The 19,316-nt window shown below is 43.3% G+C and carries 15 protein-coding genes; 8 read left to right on the top strand and 7 right to left on the bottom strand.

Features of this window, described 5'->3' with window-relative positions; all coding sequences use genetic code 11:
• Window position 1 precedes the first annotated feature (1 nt).
• Together AB4405_RS09470 and AB4405_RS09465 are read right to left on the bottom strand one after the other, a co-directional pair.
• Complete coding sequence (locus AB4405_RS09470; RefSeq protein ID WP_372060557.1) at window positions 2-1,471, bottom strand: sodium-dependent transporter; 1,470 nt, start codon at window positions 1,469-1,471, stop codon at window positions 2-4.
• Window positions 1,472-1,948: 477 nt separating this feature from the next.
• Complete coding sequence (locus AB4405_RS09465) at window positions 1,949-2,542, bottom strand: outer membrane protein (protein WP_372060556.1); 594 nt, start codon at window positions 2,540-2,542, stop codon at window positions 1,949-1,951.
• A 171-nt stretch (window positions 2,543-2,713) separates the two neighbouring features.
• On the opposite strand from AB4405_RS09465, the gene AB4405_RS09460 reads away from it, so the two are divergent.
• From AB4405_RS09460 to AB4405_RS09445, 4 genes are all read left to right on the top strand, one after another.
• Complete coding sequence (locus AB4405_RS09460; RefSeq protein WP_102471674.1) at window positions 2,714-2,806, top strand: YnhF family membrane protein; 93 nt, start codon at window positions 2,714-2,716, stop codon at window positions 2,804-2,806.
• A gap of 8 nt (window positions 2,807-2,814) precedes the next feature.
• On the top strand, window positions 2,815-3,987 hold the full coding sequence (locus tag AB4405_RS09455; RefSeq protein WP_372060555.1) for a patatin family protein: 1,173 nt from the start codon (window positions 2,815-2,817) through the stop codon (window positions 3,985-3,987).
• Between the two features lie 249 nt (window positions 3,988-4,236).
• Window positions 4,237-5,466 carry an ROK family protein gene (locus AB4405_RS09450; protein WP_372060554.1) on the top strand — a complete coding sequence of 410 codons (1,230 nt, stop codon included), beginning with the start codon at window positions 4,237-4,239 and terminating at the stop codon, window positions 5,464-5,466.
• Window positions 5,467-5,584: 118 nt separating this feature from the next.
• On the top strand, window positions 5,585-6,523 hold the full coding sequence (locus tag AB4405_RS09445) for a chemotaxis protein CheV (RefSeq protein ID WP_102471671.1): 939 nt from the start codon (window positions 5,585-5,587) through the stop codon (window positions 6,521-6,523).
• 341 nt (window positions 6,524-6,864) lie between these two features.
• Here the strand turns inward: AB4405_RS09445 and AB4405_RS09440 are convergent, their stop codons facing one another.
• Genes AB4405_RS09440 through imuA form a run of 3 tightly spaced genes read right to left on the bottom strand, consistent with a single transcriptional unit; the run spans window position 6,865 to window position 12,064 of the window.
• Window positions 6,865-9,948 carry an error-prone DNA polymerase gene (locus tag AB4405_RS09440; RefSeq protein ID WP_372060553.1) on the bottom strand — a complete coding sequence of 1,028 codons (3,084 nt, stop codon included), beginning with the start codon at window positions 9,946-9,948 and terminating at the stop codon, window positions 6,865-6,867.
• 8 nt (window positions 9,949-9,956) lie between these two features.
• Window positions 9,957-11,375: a DNA polymerase Y family protein gene (locus AB4405_RS09435; protein WP_372060552.1), complete on the bottom strand. Its 1,419-nt coding sequence runs from the start codon at window positions 11,373-11,375 to the stop codon at window positions 9,957-9,959.
• A gap of 8 nt (window positions 11,376-11,383) precedes the next feature.
• Window positions 11,384-12,064: a translesion DNA synthesis-associated protein ImuA gene (imuA, locus tag AB4405_RS09430; protein WP_372060551.1), complete on the bottom strand. Its 681-nt coding sequence runs from the start codon at window positions 12,062-12,064 to the stop codon at window positions 11,384-11,386.
• Between the two features lie 215 nt (window positions 12,065-12,279).
• Here imuA and AB4405_RS09425 point away from each other — a divergent pair, with 215 nt between their 5' ends.
• A complete protein-coding gene (locus tag AB4405_RS09425) occupies window positions 12,280-13,404 on the top strand; it encodes a patatin-like phospholipase family protein (RefSeq protein ID WP_372060550.1) in 1,125 nt (374 codons plus the stop codon).
• 86 nt (window positions 13,405-13,490) lie between these two features.
• On the opposite strand, the gene AB4405_RS09420 is transcribed toward AB4405_RS09425, so the two are convergent.
• The gene (locus tag AB4405_RS09420; RefSeq protein ID WP_372060549.1) at window positions 13,491-14,234 is read right to left on the bottom strand and encodes a YciK family oxidoreductase; all 744 of its coding nucleotides are present in this window, start codon (window positions 14,232-14,234) and stop codon (window positions 13,491-13,493) included.
• Between the two features lie 86 nt (window positions 14,235-14,320).
• On the opposite strand from AB4405_RS09420, the gene sohB reads away from it, so the two are divergent.
• Entirely contained in the window at window positions 14,321-15,382 is a 1,062-nt protein-coding gene (gene sohB / locus AB4405_RS09415) for a protease SohB (RefSeq protein WP_102471665.1), read from the top strand.
• A gap of 110 nt (window positions 15,383-15,492) precedes the next feature.
• Here the strand turns inward: sohB and AB4405_RS09410 are convergent, their stop codons facing one another.
• Window positions 15,493-16,536: a polysaccharide lyase family 7 protein gene (locus AB4405_RS09410; protein WP_372060548.1), complete on the bottom strand. Its 1,044-nt coding sequence runs from the start codon at window positions 16,534-16,536 to the stop codon at window positions 15,493-15,495.
• A gap of 228 nt (window positions 16,537-16,764) precedes the next feature.
• Here AB4405_RS09410 and cmk point away from each other — a divergent pair, with 228 nt between their 5' ends.
• Window positions 16,765-17,445 (top strand): (d)CMP kinase, encoded by a 681-nt coding sequence (gene cmk, locus AB4405_RS09405; RefSeq protein ID WP_102471663.1) that lies wholly within the window; start codon window positions 16,765-16,767, stop codon window positions 17,443-17,445.
• A gap of 120 nt (window positions 17,446-17,565) precedes the next feature.
• Entirely contained in the window at window positions 17,566-19,236 is a 1,671-nt protein-coding gene (rpsA, locus tag AB4405_RS09400) for a 30S ribosomal protein S1 (RefSeq protein WP_102471662.1), read from the top strand.
• Window positions 19,237-19,316 lie beyond the last annotated feature (80 nt).

Raw genomic sequence — 19,316 nt, 5'->3', positions numbered from 1 at the left:
ATTAAGCGTCCTTTTTACTTGTTATATTTATCGCAACACCAACGACGACGAGTAGACCCATTAGTCCCCAGCCTAGCAGCATCAAATCAAACTGAGCGTAACCGCCATAGCCTTCGGTGATCAGTGTTTGGAATTTAGTGGCGACGATAACCGCGAGGATAATCGGTGTGATAAAGCGTAAGCAGATATCGAACCAAGCGCCGATAGTGAAATCAGACACTTTATTGACGTAATCGCGCACATCAGCAATTTTTAGCAACCAAGCCATCAGAATAATCTCAATGAAGCAACTGACAACGATACCGACGTTGTTGGCGAAGTGGTCAACAAGATCAAGCAAGAGTAGACCGCCATTAGTTGCGAACGCCATCGAAATCACTAGACCCGATCCGCAAATAATGGTCGCGGCTTTCTTACGTGTCCAGTTCAGCTTATCAATCACGGCTGAAGTCACTGCTTCCATAATGGAAATGTGTGAGCTTAGACCTGCAATCACAAGTGCGAAGAAAAATAGTGGTCCCAAAATGTAAGGCGCTGGCAGCAAGTTGATTGCCGCTGGCAGCGTTACAAATGCTAAACCTACGCCCGCCGTGACGACTTCGGTAAGGGGTTTGCCTTGTTCCTGAGCCATGTAACCCAGAACAGAGAAAATCATAATACCGGCAAGAATTGAAAAACCACAGTTAATCAATACGGTCATGAAGGCGTTATTGGTAATATCCGATTTCTCAGGTAGGTAGCTCGAGTAAGCTAGCATGATAGCGAAACCAATACTTAGAGTGAAAAAGATCTGACCGTAAGCTGCCGCCCACACTTTCATATCTAATATCTTGGAGAAATCAGGTTCGAATAGATAGTTGATTCCGTTAAGAGCACCTGGAAGGAATACCATGCGTCCGATAAGTAGCAAAACCATGACAAATAGCACAGGCATCATGATTTTTGCTGCGCGTTCTATACCTGCTTTTACACCACCGGCAATGGCTGAATAGGTGATACCCCAAGCAAGAAGCATCGCTCCGGCGATTTTCCACTGAATCGACCCTAGACTAGTCGGTGAATTGTCACCAAGTTGTAGGTATTCGCTGAAGAAAAATGCATTAGTGTCTGTGCCCCAGCTTTGGGTGAATGACATGCCGAAATAAGAGATAGCCCAACCGATTACCGCGACATAATAGACAGCGATTGTGGCCGCTACCCCTACCTGAAACCAACCAAGCCATTCAAATTTAGAATTTATTTTACTCAGTGTTTTAGGCGCTGAGCCGCGATATTTTTGTCCCATACTGAATTCAAGAATCATGAAAGGGATACCAGCGGTAATCATGGCGAATAGATAAGGAATAAAGAAAGCTCCGCCGCCATTCTCATAAGCCATGTAAGGGAATCGCCAGATGTTACCAAGTCCGATTGCTGATCCTACTGCGGCTAGAATGAATCCAGCTCGAGATCCCCATTGTTCGCGCTTCATAGTTAACTCCTTTTATACATTGTCTGCGACATAAAATGCTATTCAATGAATAGAGTGCTATACCAATAATTGAATGACTATTTACTTGGTAAGCATAATGTTCGATTGTGTAATGTGAAATTTATGGTTTTTAATTCTGTTTTAAGTTGTAAAGCACGCCGATTCCACCTGAATTATTAAACCACCAGTGGTCAATACTGAAACTTTCGACTATGCATTAAAATAAGGTTACCCATCTTATAGTTGATTAGCAATAGATTACGTCTGGGTAGGCTTACTTGCTGTTTGGCGGTAAACACTCATTTTTATCTAATTTATGGTTTAATTAACTTAATGTGAGGTGTGTTGCAATTATAAGTGATGAGGTAGAGTTTAAAGTTAGTCTAAACAACTTTTAGGTTTTTTAGATGGAGTCACTAAATAATGTGCTACTCACCAATATAAATTCCGGGAGGAAGTCGTGGATAGAGGTTGGCACTAAAATTTTGCTGAAATGCCAATATTTGTTTGGAATTGGTTCATCCACTGGGTATTGAAACCGATGAGGCAGCTGGCCTCTGTTGTCGGTAAGTTGCATACGGATACCGTTTCGTTGTCGACAACAGTGCCTTGCCAGCGTGCTTGTCCATTGATAAATAAACGCTGAGTGAGTTGATATTCCACGCCACCGTAAATACTGGCTGCAAAACCTGTTTGAGAGCGAGTCCATTGTGCTGATATATGAGAGGCGCCGATCCCAGCGCCGATATAAGTGATGGTTTTGTTTGCAACAAGGTATTCAGCGCTACTCTGAAATTGAAGGTATTGTATTGTTGTCTCAAGATTTAGGGTATCAAGTGACGAATTTTGGTGAGAATAAAATAGTCCCATTCGACCATTTTTTACCGGAAATTCGATCGCTAAAGCGAGGTGAGTTGAAGCTGATATATCATATTTATTGTTATTTTCGTCCTCAGCGGTCCCCCCAACACTGGTTCCAATAAACGGAGTTAAAATGACACTAGCAAATACAGGATAAGGAAGAATTAAAACAAAAATAAACCGAAATGATTGCAGAATGAGCGATACCATGACATGTCCTTACCGTTGCTGCTATTGGAGCTTGATTGGCTAGCTGTATGAATCAAATTGTACTAACGTTTAAACATAGTGTGACACTAACATCATAATTTTGAAGTTGTTATTTCTGCAATGCCATAGTGTGTCACAATAGTAAATGTAATGTTACATTCTGGAGGTTGTATGGAATTTGATATGAAAATGGCGCTGGGGATTGTTACGGTCGCATTAGGCATTATTTTTGCCTTTGGTTTTACTGCAATTCTGGCCGCTTAATTATAACGATGAAGAATACCGGTGTGGTAACGGATACCCATGCTGCTTGCGATGTCGCGCGTCTTGCCCAATATGTAGCAGGAAAAACAGCGCTGGTTGCGCAAGGTGGTGGACAGCGTGGGATCTTTACCTCAGGGGTGCTCGACTCTTTTTTATTGTCTAATTTTGATCCCTTTGATGAATTTTATGGTACTTCCGCAGGTGCCTTAAACTTGTGTGCATACCTGTCTCGTCAACCTGGATTAGGCCGATCATTTCTTCTGGATCTGACTACGGATCCAAAATTTTTTAATGTATTTAGTTTCATTCGGAAAAAGCAGTCTCTCAATTTGGAGTGGGCACTCGATCAGTTATGTGAGTATCCCTACAAACTCGATATTGATATGGGACGCAGAGTCATTGGTGAGCGGCGTGCTTATGCCGCGGTCACCGATGCCTCTACGCTTAAAGACCATTATTTGCCTATGCTGAAGCAAGACTGGTATTCCGTCATGATGGCAACGAGCGCTATCCCTAATCTCTTTGAAGGCACCGTGGCGATTGATGGACAAGAGTTTATTGATGGGGGAGTATCGGCATCGATCCCAGTGCAAGAGGCATGGCGGCAAGAAAACCGAATGATCGTTGTGATTCGAACAGAGGAAAGTGATAGTGGCGTTGAACCGACTATCGTTGACGAAGAGCGCATCACTGAGTCACCCGCTTGGTTTCGCGAGTCTTTAAACAGTGTGCAACTTCAATGGCAGGATAAACTTGAGCAGTGGTCTAAAGATTGGAATGGTTTTTTTGACCTTCAATTGAGTAAAGCAGTGGCTCAGAAACATTCTCAGCATCTAAATATGATCAATGGTGGGCGCTGGTTGTTTGGTGGCGCTGATATTTATCGGTTAAGTCATCTCTTTGGTGAAAAATTTGATGCAGGCTTGGCTGATATGTTGATGGTGCACTATCAAACTTATTCACTTACCAACACGTTCTTGTCACTTCCACCGGATGACTGCTTTATTGTTCAGATTGCACCAAGTCAACCGTTAAAAACATCGTCGCTAATGAGTGATAAAGATGATATTTTGCATGATTATCAGCTGGGTTTAAAAGCGGGTTTTCGATTTATTGAGCAGTATCAAGGTGTGACTAAAGGTAAGAAAGCCTCTGATTTATTCAGTGATGATCGAATATAATACTAAGCGTGCATTGCGCTTATTAATCGAAGTAAAAAAAGTGGTTCATCAATTGCAATTCTCCTCGTTTTGACCTTGTGAAATGTAGTAAACTTTCATGTTTCTAGTCCCAATGATGGCGTGTAACATGACTTGCACCCCAAAGTTCACCCTATATGCGTGATGTTTGTCACGGCGATTCATTAAACTACTTCACAATTACTTCGCAAAGTAAAAAAATTGCTAGGTTGTTGTTTTTTGGAGTGCAAAATGTACATGGCTCAACCTGGGCATATCGACCATATCAAGCAGGTCAATGCTGGTCGTGTGTATAAATTAATAGACCAATATGGGCCTATTTCGCGTATCGATTTGTCGAAGCTAAGCGGTTTAGCGCCGGCAAGTATTACGAAAATTACGCGAGAACTTATCGCTGCACACCTCATTCATGAAACCGTGGTTCAGGAAGCGATCAGTCGTGGTCGCCCTGCTGTTGGTTTACAGACCAATAATCAAGGTTGGCAATTTTTATCGATGCGTCTCGGACGTGGGTACCTCTCGATTGCTCTTCATGAGTTAGGAGGAGATGTGCTTATCGATACCAAAATAGAAATTCATGAAGTTGATCAAGAAGATGTCGCTGCTCGCCTTCTGTATGAAATTGAGGAGTTTTTTGAAACTTATAACGATCAACTCGATAGAGTCACCAGTATCGCGTTGACGCTCCCGGGATTAGTGAACACTGAGCAAGGCATTGTTTTGCAGATGCCGCATTATAACGTTGCTAACTTTCCGATTGGCTCTGAGATATTTAACGCTACAGGATTGCCTGTCTTCGTAGCCAACGATACGCGTGCCTGGGCGTTAGCTGAAAATCTCTTCGGTCATTCTCAAGATTGTGATAACTCGGTACTCATTTCTATTCACCATGGTGTTGGCGCAGGGATTATTCTCGATGGCCGGGTGCTGCAAGGAAGACATGGTAATATTGGTGAGCTGGGACATATTCAGGTTGATCGTAATGGAATGGAATGCCATTGCGGCAACAAAGGATGCCTGGAAACGGTGGCAAGTTCTCAAGCTATTCGCCGTGAAGTGATACAAAGAATTGCCAATGGAGAAGCGTCGAGTTTGGTTGAGGCGTTAAATGATGATGAAGATGTGAGTGTTGAAGCAATCTGTGAAGCGGCCGCAAATGGTGACCCTTTAGCGGTTAATGTTATTGAAAAATTAGGCGATCACCTCGGATCGGCGATTGCTATTGTGATCAATCTGTTTAACCCTGAAAAAGTATTGATTGGTGGCGTGATTAACCAGGCTAAAGACATCTTGTATCCTGCGATTCAGCGCTGTATTGAGCAGCAAAGCCTTCCTGCTTACACTAAGAATCTCAAAATAGTGGAATCTCGTTTTTATAAACAAGCTACCATGCCTGGAGCTGCACTTGTCAAACAAGCGCTTTATGACGGTGTACTACTTATGAAAGTTATTGAAGGCTAACCACTTTACCGTCTTTGCGATGCATCATAGTTTTCTACCTTTCGTCGCTAAACTTCTTGTCCATGGTGCCAATTACATGAGATAAGAATCTTCGTATGTGTTTTGCCAAGGAAGTCTCATGTCGAGCGTATTAAGTTCAGTTGATCAAAGAACGCAATTGGTGGGAGAAAACAGGTTAGAACTTTTATTGTTCAACCTGAACAGCCGTCAGACTTTTGCTATAAATGTATTCAAGGTAAAGGAAGTGATTAAGCTTCCTGTGCTTACTCAACTTCCCGGCTCTCACCCTAGTATCTGTGGTGTGGCATCACTACGTGGTGTCTCTGTGCCAGTTATTGACCTTCGTCGAGCTGTGGGTTTTCCTAGACCTGCGGAAGGGGGGGACCATAATCTTATTATTACTGAGTATAATCGTACGGTTCAGGGGTTTCTTGTCGGTGAGGTTCGAAACATTGTTAATACAACTTGGACGGAAATTCAACCACCGCCTCGTACGGTTGGACGTGCCAATTATCTCACAGCGATTACCAAAGTTGAACAAGACCAATTAATCGAATTGGTTGAAATTATTGATGTCGAGAAAGTACTTGCTGAGATCATTGATTATGATGTGAGTATCTCAGAAGAGACACTGGATAAGGCCCTCTTGCCTCATCTTGCTGGGAAAAAAATATTAATTGTTGATGATTCATCAACTGCTAGGAGCCAAGTAAAAGGCACTTTATCTCAACTCGGTGTCGAAATTATCGAGTGTTTTGATGGCGCGATGGCCCTTAGATTACTTAAACAGTGGTGCGACGAAGGTATTGATGTTTGCTCCGAACTGTTAATGATGATCACGGATGCAGAAATGCCGGAAATGGACGGATATAAACTTACTCACGAAGTTCGAAGCGACCCGAGAATGAGTCAGTTGTATATTACGCTCAATACTTCTCTTAGCGGTAGCTTCAATGACGCAATGGTTGAGAAAGTTGGTTGTGACCGGTTTATTTCGAAATTCCAGCCTGATCTGTTAGTCGACGTTGTACAGCAGCGGATGGGTCAAATATTATAATTTAGACTTTTTGCTCTATTTGCTTTGTTACGGATGAATTAATGTCATGTTATCATTCTTGTGTATTTATTGTGCTATTGCGAATTGTGCTATTACGATAAGTACCGCAGATTATAAAACTACTGACTAAGGTTGTTCCATCAGAATGATTTGGCTAACTTCAAAAGTCATCATGACTTTAAGTTTACTGGTCTTCAAGGAATGGAAGAAAAGACGTACGGAAGCGGCAGTTGAAATAGATCGATAATTCAATGCTTGAAGCGTAGTGATAGCTTGGATTGAAAAGGGAGCATTTGCTCCCTTTTTTATTGTTTCTAGTTTACGTCCAGTCTAGTTTAAGGCTAGTGAAACTGCCGCGATTGAATGGTGAGTTTGGACAGTTCATGTGTCATGTCGGTGAGCCTACCAGCAATGATATGTGTGACGTCTCCCTCTCTTTCTAAAATCCCACTTATTTTTAAAATCTTAGCCGTTAAGTAAGCCTTTTTTTGTGCTTTCGCGGTAGCGCTCCAAACCACAATATTAATATTGCCAGTATCATCTTCCAAGGTAATGAATGTGGCCCCAGCAGCCGTGCCAGGCGATTGCTTCCCCGTCACTAGTCCAACGACATTGACCATCGATTTATGCGCGTGCTGATGCAGTTCCTGCATACGTGTAAAGCGGCCTAGCGTACCTGCTCTATCAAGTAACGTAATTGGGTGTTGTCGTAATGAGACGTTTGTCGATGAAAAATCTTCAAGAACGTTATCTATTTCTGTTGGCGTATTGGGAAGCGCTTTGGATTCGTAAGGGAGCGATTGAAATAGCGGGAGATCATGTGCATTGTCCATCATGGCCCAGCGTGTCGAATAACGATCGCCTGAAATCGATTGTAAAGCGTCCGCTGATGCCAATTGTTCCAGCTCTTTCTTGTTGAGTCCCAATTGCTTAATTTGTGTTGGTGTAGTGAATCCTTCTTTAGGACGATGTTGAAGAATTCTCTTTACGCTTTCTTGGCTCAATCCCTTAATCTGTGTGAAGCCAAGGCGGATTGACAAGACGGTGTCTTGATGGTGAACGTTTTCGACTAAATAGTGGTGGTATTGCGAATGGTTGATGCATATCGGCAAAATGCTGACACCATGACGCTTGGCGTCTTGTAGTAGTTGAGAAGCACTGTAGAAACCCATCGGTAAACTATTGAGCAAGGAGGTATAAAAGACTTCAGGGTAGTAGTATTTCAGCCAAGCAGAACAATACGCTAATACGGCAAATGAGGCGGAGTGGCTTTCAGGGAATCCGTACTCACCAAAGCCACAAATCTGTTCAAATAAGCGTTCCGCAAAATCACGTTCATAGCCTCTTTCTAGCATGCCGTTGATGAGCTTGGAACGAAACGTAAAGATGCTACCGTTTTTTTTCCAAGCCGCCATTGCTCGGCGCAGTTTATCGGCTTCCCCGCCGCTAAAGCCTGCGGCAACCATGGCGAGTTTGATGACTTGTTCTTGGAAAATGGGCACACCAAGTGTGCGAGATAATACCTCTTCGACTTCCTTTGAGGGATAAGAGATGGCTTCTTCACCGTTTCTACGCTTTAGAAAAGGGTGCACCATATCCCCCTGGATAGGACCAGGACGAACAATGGCAATTTGGATCACGAGGTCGTAATACGTCGCTGGTTTTAGGCGCGGCAACATACTCATCTGTGCTCTCGATTCAATCTGGAATACGCCGACAGTATCGGCTTGTTGTAACATGCGATAGACATTCGCATCATCTTTTCGTCGAGTGATGCTGGCAATACTAAGGTCATGGCCATAATGTTGTTTGACTAATTGAAAGCACTTTCGAATGGCGGTCAGCATGCCAAGGGCAAGTACATCCACTTTGAGTAACCCTAAGCTTTCTAAATCATCCTTATCCCATTGAATAACCGTTCGTTCATTCATCGCAGCATTTTCAATCGGTACGAGTTCATACAACGGCCCGGATGAGATAATAAACCCACCGACGTGTTGAGAGAGGTGCCTCGGAAACCCCATGATATCATTGACTAGCTCAATAAAGTGTTGGCCTTTTAAGGAATCAGGTTGTAGCCCAAGTTCGATGATCTGGGCCTGCCATCCTGTACTATGGTCGCGACGATTGATATTTTTGATAAAGTAATCAAGCTGAACCTCCCTGACGCCAAGCGCCTTTCCTACGTCTCTTACTGCGCTTTTAAATCGATAAGAAATGACCGTTGCCGCCAGTGCAGCACGTTCTCTGCCATATTTTTGGTAAAGGTATTGAATGACTTCTTCACGTCTCTCATGCTCAAAGTCAACATCGATATCTGGTGGCTCATTACGTTCTTTACTAATGAAGCGTTCAAATAAAACTGAAATCTGTCGAGGATCCACGGAGGTAATATACAAGCAATAGCAGACGATGGAATTCGCGGCGGAGCCCCGGCCTTGATAGAGGATGCCTTGTCGCTTGGCAAACATAACAACGTCATGAATGGTGAGAAAGAAAAAGGGGTAGTTGAGTTCATCAATTAACCTTAATTCCTTCTCTATGATGTCTTCAATTTCATTAGATATTCCTTCAGGAAAGCGAGTGTGTTTACCATGCTCAACCAACTTTCGTAAATACGTCATTGGCGTTTCGCCGTTTGGGACTAATTCACTTGGGTATTCGTAGCGAAGCTCTCCGAGGGAAAACTTACATCGTTGCGCGATATGAACACTTTCGTCTATCCACTCTTGAGAGTAGAGCTTTTCGAGCTTAGTTTTTGACCGTAAGCAACGCTCAGCATTGACGAGCAGTTGGCCACAGACGTTATCAATAGAAGTGTTTAAGCGTATGGCCGTTAATGTGTGCTGGAGAGGAAGGCGAGTTGCGGTGTGCATGAGTACCCCGCCACAAGCCGTAATCGTGATGTCGAGATATTTTGATAGTGACTGGCAATGTTGCAAATAACGATGCTCATGAGACGTCAGATGTCGCTGGAGGCCAATCCAAACCCTTTGCTTATGGTGCTTACATAACCATTGTCCCCATTTCCGATCATGTTCGTCACCGGTGGGTAGCCAAATAATAAAGCAATGGCGTAATGACATAATGTCCCATTCTGATAGTTGATAATCCCCCTTTTTACAGCGGCGCCTTGCGTTGGTAATGACTCGACATAGTTCTGCATAGGCGTCGCGATTTGGGCTAATGAGAATGAATTGACATTCAGCATTGAGCCAAAACATGCTGCCAACGATTTGTTGAATCGTGAGATTATGCTGTTTGATGGCTGTGTGAGCGCGCACCACCCCGGCGACGGAGCATTCATCGGTGATGGCCAGCGCAGCATATTGCAGAAAATCGGCTTGTAACATCAGTTCTTCTGCATGCGAAGCCCCAGTGAGAAACGAAAAGTTGCTTTGACAAAATAATTCAGCGTACTTCATATTATTCCTTAACTGAATTGGCCGTGTACGAACCAGTGATAGTCCTCGGTTCTAAAGATCCACAACCATTGACCAAAAGCGTTGCGCGCAATGAAATAGTCTCGTTTTACTTGATAACCATCCCACCAACCACTAATGACGCGTTCTGGGCCTAATGTGATGGATACTTTGTCGGTTAACGGGAAGGGGTGGGGGTATAACAAGCTGGGTCTTAATTTTTGACAGGTCTTGCTAAAAGGTGCTTTTGGCCCATGTGTAGTCTGAGAAAAGGCGATAGGCTGGGTGGCCATTTCGGGCCTAGGATCATCCGTAAAATGTAAAGATGTCACGGCCTGTTTGCCGAGCTTTGCTTGCAAAATAGAAACGAGTTCTAGTGGCGTTTGATTACTCGTTATGCCTTCGAATAAGTCATATTCATTGATTTGATGCTCTCCCATTCTGATCACAGAGAGCGTGAGCCCATTAATGGCCGCGTCTATTTGCAGGTTTTCGAGTGTCAGTGTTGATAAAGACTGCCATTTAGCCACTAGATAATCGCCTTGAGCGGAATGAAGTTGGATATGACTATCATCATGATCTCGCTGGTGGAGGGTTAGATTAAGCTCGTAGGCAACTTTGTCACGTAATCTCAAAAATACTTCCAGCTGCTGGAATAAGCGCGTAAGTGGGTTGTGCAGCCATGCAACATTCTCAATATCAAACAACAGCTCTAGGTAATGAGAGAACTGCTCAGGTGGATGATAAAAATTGATAGGATGCTTGAATTGCCCAGTGAGCCTACCGACGTAATTAACTAACTCGATATCAAATCGTTTGGCGACTTCAGGTAAAGAAAGTGCCAATAAATCGGAAAGATTTTGGATTCCTACTCGCTGCAATTTCTCTACTTGTTTTGTCTCCAACTCAGTTAAGGAAAGTGAGTAACCACTCATCCTCTTTTTAAGCTGCTGCGGATTCGTTTCTATCCAGTTGCACTTTTGCTTTGCCATGATCATCGCCGCGTAAGGAGATTGGCCTGTAGAGTAATATGTGTTGATATGCAAATGTGCTAGATGCTGTGACAGTGCGCGCCAGTAGTTTTCGATGTTGTCATATAGGGACAACATATTTGTGACCTTAATAAGAATGCCATTAGGCGGGAACAAGGTGATATCTGACGTAATCAGGTAAAGCCATTGAGCGATGTCCGCGAGTCGCTGATTTTCTAACTTGGCATCATAAGGGTGAACTTGTAAGTCTTGACAAAGCGCAGCGGCGCTACCAAGTCCCATCCCTAACTGTAAGCCTTGTTTTTGTGCCTCGGTGTTAAGTTGGATAATATCGTGTTGATGCCCATCAACGATCGCTAAAGCGACATCGTCATCATCTTGACGGAATAAGGTGTCCAGTTGCAAGGTAGGGAAGTGCAGATATAACCACAATAACATAATACTTTTTACCCTTGCTGTTGCTGTCGAATTGATGGGACGATAACAAGAGGTGTTTTGATGGTTAGCTCAGGCCAATACGATGCCATATTGATAATAAAAGGTGCTCGAGGAAAATCACCTTTTTGTTTAGTAATAGTCACTTCAAGCCCTGACTCATGAGGGGCTAAAAGTAAACCTAATGACACAGGGAGAGAGAAGCGATGTGACTGCATTGGTCTAAATAAAACTTGCAGGCACTGGCCGGTTTCACTCGCGACTTGAAGACGCTTTGCATGATGAATCTCAATGTCACTTTGCCACAAACACACACAACTACTCGCGCCACTTTTTAAGCTTTGCTCCGCGGCCCATAGGGCGTCTGCTGTTGATGTTGGATAAATCAACAACACCTGTGAAGGGCTAATATTTTGGTTTAAGAGGTACTCAGCACAGACATAACCAGGTGGGTTGATTAATACCAAAAGCCGTTCTTCTGTGTGAGTTGCTATGTAAGGGCTGAGAAGTCTTAGTTCACCAATGCCAGTGGCGGATTGAATGTCAATGACCCCGTGGCTAGGGAACCCACCATTGAGTGATTGATCCAGTTTGCTAAAACCAGTGGAATGATGGTTGTTTGAAGCGGTTAAGGGGTGACTTCCTTTCCAGATCAATTGCTTATGTTGTAGTTCAGTGATTAAATCATGCATAATGAATACCTGTATATTCATACAGTATAAATGAGAATCGACTGACTGCAAATGGTATTCAATGTGAATGGGACTAAAATTATGGGTCAAGCTGATAATCAAGAAGTTAGTGAGAAGGTGTCACCAGTTTTGATGCATTATCTTGAAAAATGATGTTCAGGCTAGAGTAATTATTTTAATCTCAAGAAAGAATAAAAAAATGTGAGGAGAGCTGTGTGTTCACGAAGGATCAACAATATTCTTTGATCGTCCAAGGTGGCGGACAAAAAGGGGCGTTTGCCGCGGGTGTTTTAGATAAATTTATTGATGCTAAATTCGATCCGTTTTCCTTATATATTGGTACCTCAGCTGGGGCGCTCAATGTGTCTTCTTTTGTCACTCAGCAAAAAGGGCTCGGGTTAGATTTTATTCTCAATTATACGACGCGAGGACGTTTTTTTGACGTCAATAAACTGCTTCAAAAGCAGCAGCCTATGGATCTAGACTGGGCTTTTGAGTTTGTGAATACAGGCGAGTTCCCACTAAATATCCCTAAAGGAAAGATTCAACTCGGTGACAACAAGGTGGCGCTGGCCTGTATTACTGATGTAGAAGATCTACAAGATTATTACTATCCGATTTTTGCGGATAATTGGTTTGATGTACTTAGGGCAACCTGTGCGATCCCGATGCTTTATTATCATGATATTGAGTTTGATGGCAAAAAATGGGTAGATGGAGGGGTGTCTGCAACGATCCCTGTGCAGGAGTCTTGTCGTCGAGGTATTAACAATATGGTGGTGATCAGCACTATCCCAGAAGGCAATCGAAAAGAGCTAACGCCGTCTCCTGCCATGGAGTCGTTGGAGCGCTGGAAAAAAGAATTGGAAGCGGGGCTAGATACGCATTTAAATCATCTCAAAGTTTCGGGTACGAAAGAAAAGTTGACCGAATTCCATAAGCAATTTTCAGAAAAGCTTCACAGTATCAAAATGGATTATAAGCAATTTACTGCAAACCAAGCCGAATTGTACAAAATCCCTCAGAGTGAAAAAAGTAAGCTGTCGACTTGGATTAACGACAATGAAAAGCTATCTCGCTTGATTGATATTCAGAACAAGCGTGTGCCTTTTAGCCGAAATGGTACGAGCCATTTAGACATGCTGGTGGCGCATTACAATAACCATAGTCAGGTTGAGCAATTTCTACTATCCCCTCCGGAAGAGGTGAAATTGTGGCATATACAGCCGAAACATGAGTTGACGTCCAAAGGATTAATGAGCCATAAGGATCAGATTTTAGAGGACTACCAGCATGGCAGCGCAGTGGCTGGGGAGTTTTTGAGGCAACACTTAGGGTAGTGGGCTAAATAAGTGAGTGCTTTGGCACTCACTTATCGTTAAAGCTTAAAGCGGTTAGCCATTGATCTGTGAATAACTAGGCGTTGCTAACGCTTAGGTTGAGCGTCTATACATTGCCCGTTGATATCAGATACTGAAGGGTCCATTAGGTGCAGGTATAAAGGCATGAGGTCACTTGGCGTTTTCAAGGCATTCGCATCTTCACCAGGATAAGCTTTTGCACGCATACGTGTACGCGTTGCTCCTGGGTTTATCGCATTGACACGGATGGCAGAATCACTGAGTTCATCGGCTAAGATTTGCATCATACCTTCAGTCGCAAACTTGGAGATCGCGTACGTTCCCCAGAATGTGCGGCCGATATGCCCAACAGTTGAAGAAGTAAAAATAATTCGACCTGCTTGTGATTTTTTCAAAATAGGCAATAAGGCTTGTGTCATAAGAAACTCAGCTTTGACATTGATCTGCATAACATCATCAAACGTTTCTTCATCAATTTGATCGAATGGGCTTAGCGTGCCTAAGACGCCTGCATTATGAACCAGCCCATCTAGGTGTCCAAATTGACCTTCGATAGTCTCGGCCATATCAATGTAATTCTGTTTTGTCGCGCCCTTGAGGTCGAGTGGGATGATAGCAGGTTGCGGGTAACCAGCTTTTTCAATTTCATCGTAAATTAGCTCTAAGTTCGCCACATTACGGCCGAGTAAAATGACAGTAGCGCCATGTTTGGCGTAGCTAAGTGCCGCTTGACGGCCGATGCCAGCCCCAGCGCCAGTAATGAGGATAACTTTACCTTTTAGCGCCTCAGGAGCGGTTGAATATTCCACAGAACACTTCCTTAGTTTTGAATAATTCTTGGTAATCGTGACAAGTTGGTTACAATACACTAATTCGTAGGATTGGGGATAAGACATTGGAATTTTTATTAGATTACGGGCTTTTTCTAGCTAAAATCGTGACGGTATTGGCGGCCATCTTGGCACTCATTGTGGTGGCGAAATCAGTAGGTGGTCGTTCAGGTGGTGCTAAAGGTGCGCTTGAAGTGACTAACTTGACTGAACAAAGAAAACAAACGGTTGAGCAGTTAGAGCACCATTTACATGATGAGTCATTCATAAAAGCACGAGATAAGGCTGAGAAAAAAGCGGAAAAAGAAAAAAGTAAATCACGTGAAAAAGAAATTAAGAAAGCCTCAAAAAATGGTGACCTTGATAGTAAGCGTGAGCCACATCTTTTTGTTTTAGATTTTAACGGTAGCATTGACGCTAAAGAAGTCGCGTCATTAAGAGAAGAAGTGAGTGCTATTTTAGCTGTCGCACGTGTTGGCGATGAGGTGTTAGTGCGCTTGGAATCGGGCGGCGGTATGGTACATGCTTACGGCCTTGCTTCTTCACAACTCGACAGAATCAAAGGGGCAAACCTGCCACTCACTATCTCGGTTGACAAGGTAGCAGCGAGTGGTGGTTACATGATGGCATGCATTGCAGATAAGATCGTGTCGGCACCTTTTGCTGTCGTTGGTTCTATTGGTGTTATTGCACAGTTGCCAAACTTCCATAAGCTGCTGAAAAAGAATGATATCGAATTTGAACAGCTCACGGCAGGTGAATACAAACGTACGCTGACGATGTTTGGTGAAAATACCGATAAAGCACGTGATAAATTCAAAGAAGAGCTGGAAGAGACCCACGGCTTGTTCAAAGACTTTATTAGGGAGCACCGTCCTGCACTTGATCTGGAAAAAGTGGCAACGGGTGAACATTGGTTTGGAACACAAGCCAAAACCCTCGGCTTAGTTGATGCAATTCAAACATCAGATGATGTGGTGACGGCGGCTTGCAAAGAAAAAACCGTACTTGCGATTCACTATGTTCAAAAGAAGAAGCTTGCGGATAAATTTTCAGGTGCGGCTGGGCAAGCGGCTGATAACGTATTGATGAAATGGATTAGCCGTGGTCAGCGGCCAATAGTGTAAGTATTTTATATTGTTAAAGTACTTCGAATCATGACAATGCATTTGATAAAAAAGGACTCAACACAAAGTGTTGGGTCCTTTTAAATTTGGGCTCAATTAACACCTAACGGTTATTGATCCAGCTCTAACTGGTAGAAGCTCGCTTGTGTATAGTCGCCGGCTTCCATACCACGCCATTGACAATCGGAGCTGCTCTTTTTGGTATTGCACTGGTTGTATACGCCGGCTTTGTAATACATCCAGTCACTACCGTAACCCTGGTCGACCTCGTTACCTTGGTAATTTCCTTTTGCTAGGTCGACATCAAATGTTTTCACAATCGCATCAGACGTACCTGGATTCTTAGTAAACGTTAGGTGCATGATGTCGCCATCGACGTTAACTTCGTAAGAAAAAATCTCTCCGAGTTTAATGCCATCTTGCGGATCAGCAGCCCCTTTACGCAGGTTGTGCTTACCAAAGACGTCGTGACGAATATCCTTACGAAGTTTTTTGCCGTTTTCATCTTTGGCGTTTTGTAAATCCTTAGTCGGATTCAATTCGTAGTTCCAAGCCAATGAGCCGTGTTCATGATCGGGAAGTTTACGATAAGAAATCTTTAATGGTTCGTTTTTAGAACCATGGATCTGACCAATGACAACGGCGAAAGCGCCATTTTTTTTGTAGTTACCGCTTTCACTCACTTGATCCACTGATAATGTTGCTTTCAGTGTGCCACCGATAGCGCCATATTCGGATGCATTTGGGTGTGAGGCTATAACGAAGTTATTCTTTGGTTCACCATAAGTTTTCGCTAGCATGCCACGCAGCTCACTACGGGTATTTTTGCTGTTTGGTGTGGTTGGTGCTTCATTTGGTGCAACAAATACAAGGGCACCAGTTTCTTTGTTTGTATAGAACCACTCTGGGTGGACATAAGGTGTTGTGGTATTGCCAAGTTCATCTTTAGCAATTTCTAATGCTTTCCCTTTACGAGACCCTTCTGTTGTTAACTCTGGAAGGGTGATTTTCCAATTGGTTAAATCAAAGTTTTGTGCTGGTGCTTTTTGAGGGTCAAGATTAAACGATGTCATATCTAGAGTGTCAGAAGACGCAGCGATGGCTGACCCTGCAATGATGCTAAGCGTAAGTAAACTTAATTGAACCTTTTTCATTGTTATTTTCCTTGGTGTCGATGTTCTGGAGATAACATTACCTTACAATATTATTGTATGACAATAATGTGACCCATTCTAAAAAATGAAGTAAAGATAGAACAAAAGCACGTCAGAAATGAATCCCAAAGAAAATGGTATGTTGAATGGATTGGGTATATAATTTTGCGCCGTAAAAATGAAGAATAATAAAGATATTTAGCCAAATTAAACAACGTGGAGTAAAACATGTCCTCAATGACACCCGTAATTACCGTAGATGGACCAAGTGGCGCAGGTAAAGGCACGCTGTGTATGTTACTGGCTGATAAACTAGGCTTTCATTTACTCGATTCAGGTGCTATTTATCGCGTATTAGCATTGGCGGCTATTCATCATGGCGTTGACCTCGAATCAGAAGACGTATTGGTACCCATTGCTGTCCATCTTGACGTTCAATTCATTGCGGAAGGCGATCTTGTTAAGGTGATTCTGGAAGGTGAAGATGTGTCTGGTGAACTTCGTAAAGAAGAAACGGGCAATGCGGCATCAAAAATAGCGGCTCTACCTCGAGTGCGAGAAGCATTATTACGCCGTCAACGTGCTTTTAATATCGCACCAGGCTTAGTTGCCGATGGCCGTGACATGGGTACGGTTGTTTTCCCACAAGCGCCTGTGAAAATTTTCTTAGATGCAAGTGCAGAAGAAAGGGCGCATCGCCGCTTTAAGCAGTTGCAACTAAAGGGTTTAGATGTTAAATTTGACGACCTTTTGAGCGAGATCGAAGAGCGAGACTTCAGAGATCGCAACCGAGCGGTTGCCCCTCTACGTCCAGCTGATGACGCTCTAGTGCTTGATTCTACCTCGTTAAATATTACGCAGGTTGTCGAAAAAGCGCTAAAATATATCGAATCTAATCTCACTAAGTAGAAGTACATTAGTACTAGGCTTGGTGGGTTTCGAACGTTGGTCGCAAGGATGATGACTGGCGAAATTATCAACCCCATGCGGTAGGATACCCGTGGACGTTTACTAATTGAAGATTAAATAATGACTGAATCTTTTGCTCAACTCTTTGAAGAGTTTCTGAATGAAACTGAATTCCAACAAGGTAGTATCGTTAAAGGTACTGTAGTAGCTATCGAGAACGGTTTCGTTCTTGTTGATGCTGGCCTTAAGTCTGAGTCTGCTATCCCTGCTGAACAATTCAAGAATGCTGCTGGCGAACTTGAAGTTGAAGTTGGTGCTGAAGTAGACGTTGCTCTAGACGCTGTTGAAGATGGTTTCGGTGAAACTCAACTTTCTCGTGAGAAAGCGAAGCGTCATGAAGCTTGGATCGTTCTTGAGAAAGCTTACGAAGAAGCTGAAACTGTTGTTGGTATCATCAACGGTAAAGTTAAAGGCGGTTTCACTGTTGAACTTAACGGTATCCGTGCTTTCCTTCCTGGTTCTCTTGTTGACGTACGTCCAATCCGTGACACTGCTCACCTAGAAAACAAAGAGCTAGAGTTCAAAGTTATCAAGCTAGACCAGAAGCGTAACAACGTTGTTGTTTCTCGTCGTGCTGTTATCGAATCTGAAAACAGTGTTGAGCGTGACGAACTTCTTGAAACTCTACAAGAAGGTACTGAAGTTAAAGGTATCGTTAAGAACCTTACTGACTACGGTGCATTCGTTGATCTTGGCGGTGTTGACGGTCTTCTACACATCACTGATATGGCTTGGAAGCGTGTTAAGCACCCATCTGAGATCGTTAACGTTGGTGACGAAATCCTAGTTAAAGTTCTTAAGTTCGATCGTGACCGCACTCGCGTTTCACTAGGTCTTAAGCAACTAGGCGAAGATCCATGGGTAGCAATCGCTAAGCGTTACCCAGAAGGTCACAAGCTAACTGGTCGTGTTACTAACCTAACTGACTACGGCTGCTTCGTTGAAATCGAAGAAGGCGTTGAAGGTCTAGTACACGTTTCAGAAATGGATTGGACTAACAAGAACATCCACCCTTCTAAAGTTGTTAATGTTGGCGACGAAGTTGAGGTTATGGTTCTTGATATCGACGAAGAACGTCGTCGTATCTCTCTAGGTCTGAAACAGTGTAAAGCGAACCCATGGCAGTCATTTGCAGAAATGCAAGCTAAGGGCGACAAAGTTACTGGTAAGATCAAGTCTATTACTGACTTTGGTATCTTCATCGGTCTAGAAGGCGGCATCGACGGTCTAGTACACCTATCTGATATTTCTTGGAACGCAACTGGCGAAGATGCTGTTCGTGAATACAAGAAAGGTGACGAGATCTCAGCTGTAGTTCTAGCTGTAGATGCAGAGCGCGAGCGTATCTCTCTAGGCGTTAAGCAAATGGAAAATGACCCATTCAATGCTTACGTTGCTGATAACAAGAAAGGCACGCTAGTTAACGGTACTGTTACTGCAGTAGACGCGAAAGGCGCTACTATTGAACTTGAAGAAGGCGTAGAAGGTTACATCCGCGCATCTGAAGTTTCACGTGACCGTATTGAAGACGCATCTCTAATCCTAAGCGTTGGCGACAGCGTTGAAACGAAGTTCACTGGTGTAGACCGTAAGAACCGCGTAATCAACCTATCTATCAAAGCTAAAGATGAAGCTGATGAGCAAGAAGCAATGGCTTCACTGAACAAGCAAGAAGACGGCGGGTTCGGTAGTGCTATGGCAGACGCATTTAAAGCTGCTAAAGGCGAGTAATATACTCTGCTAAGAGAAAAGGAGCCGAAAGGCTCCTTTTTTTTGTTTTTAACTTTGCGAATTATAGACTATTATCTGTT

Origin of the sequence: Vibrio sp. 10N.261.51.F12, from assembly GCF_041471725.1 — a bacterium.
Taxonomy (GTDB): Bacteria; Pseudomonadota; Gammaproteobacteria; order Enterobacterales; family Vibrionaceae; genus Vibrio.
Note: the sequence above shows the minus strand (reverse complement) of the source record. Positions and strands in the feature narration are given on the sequence as shown.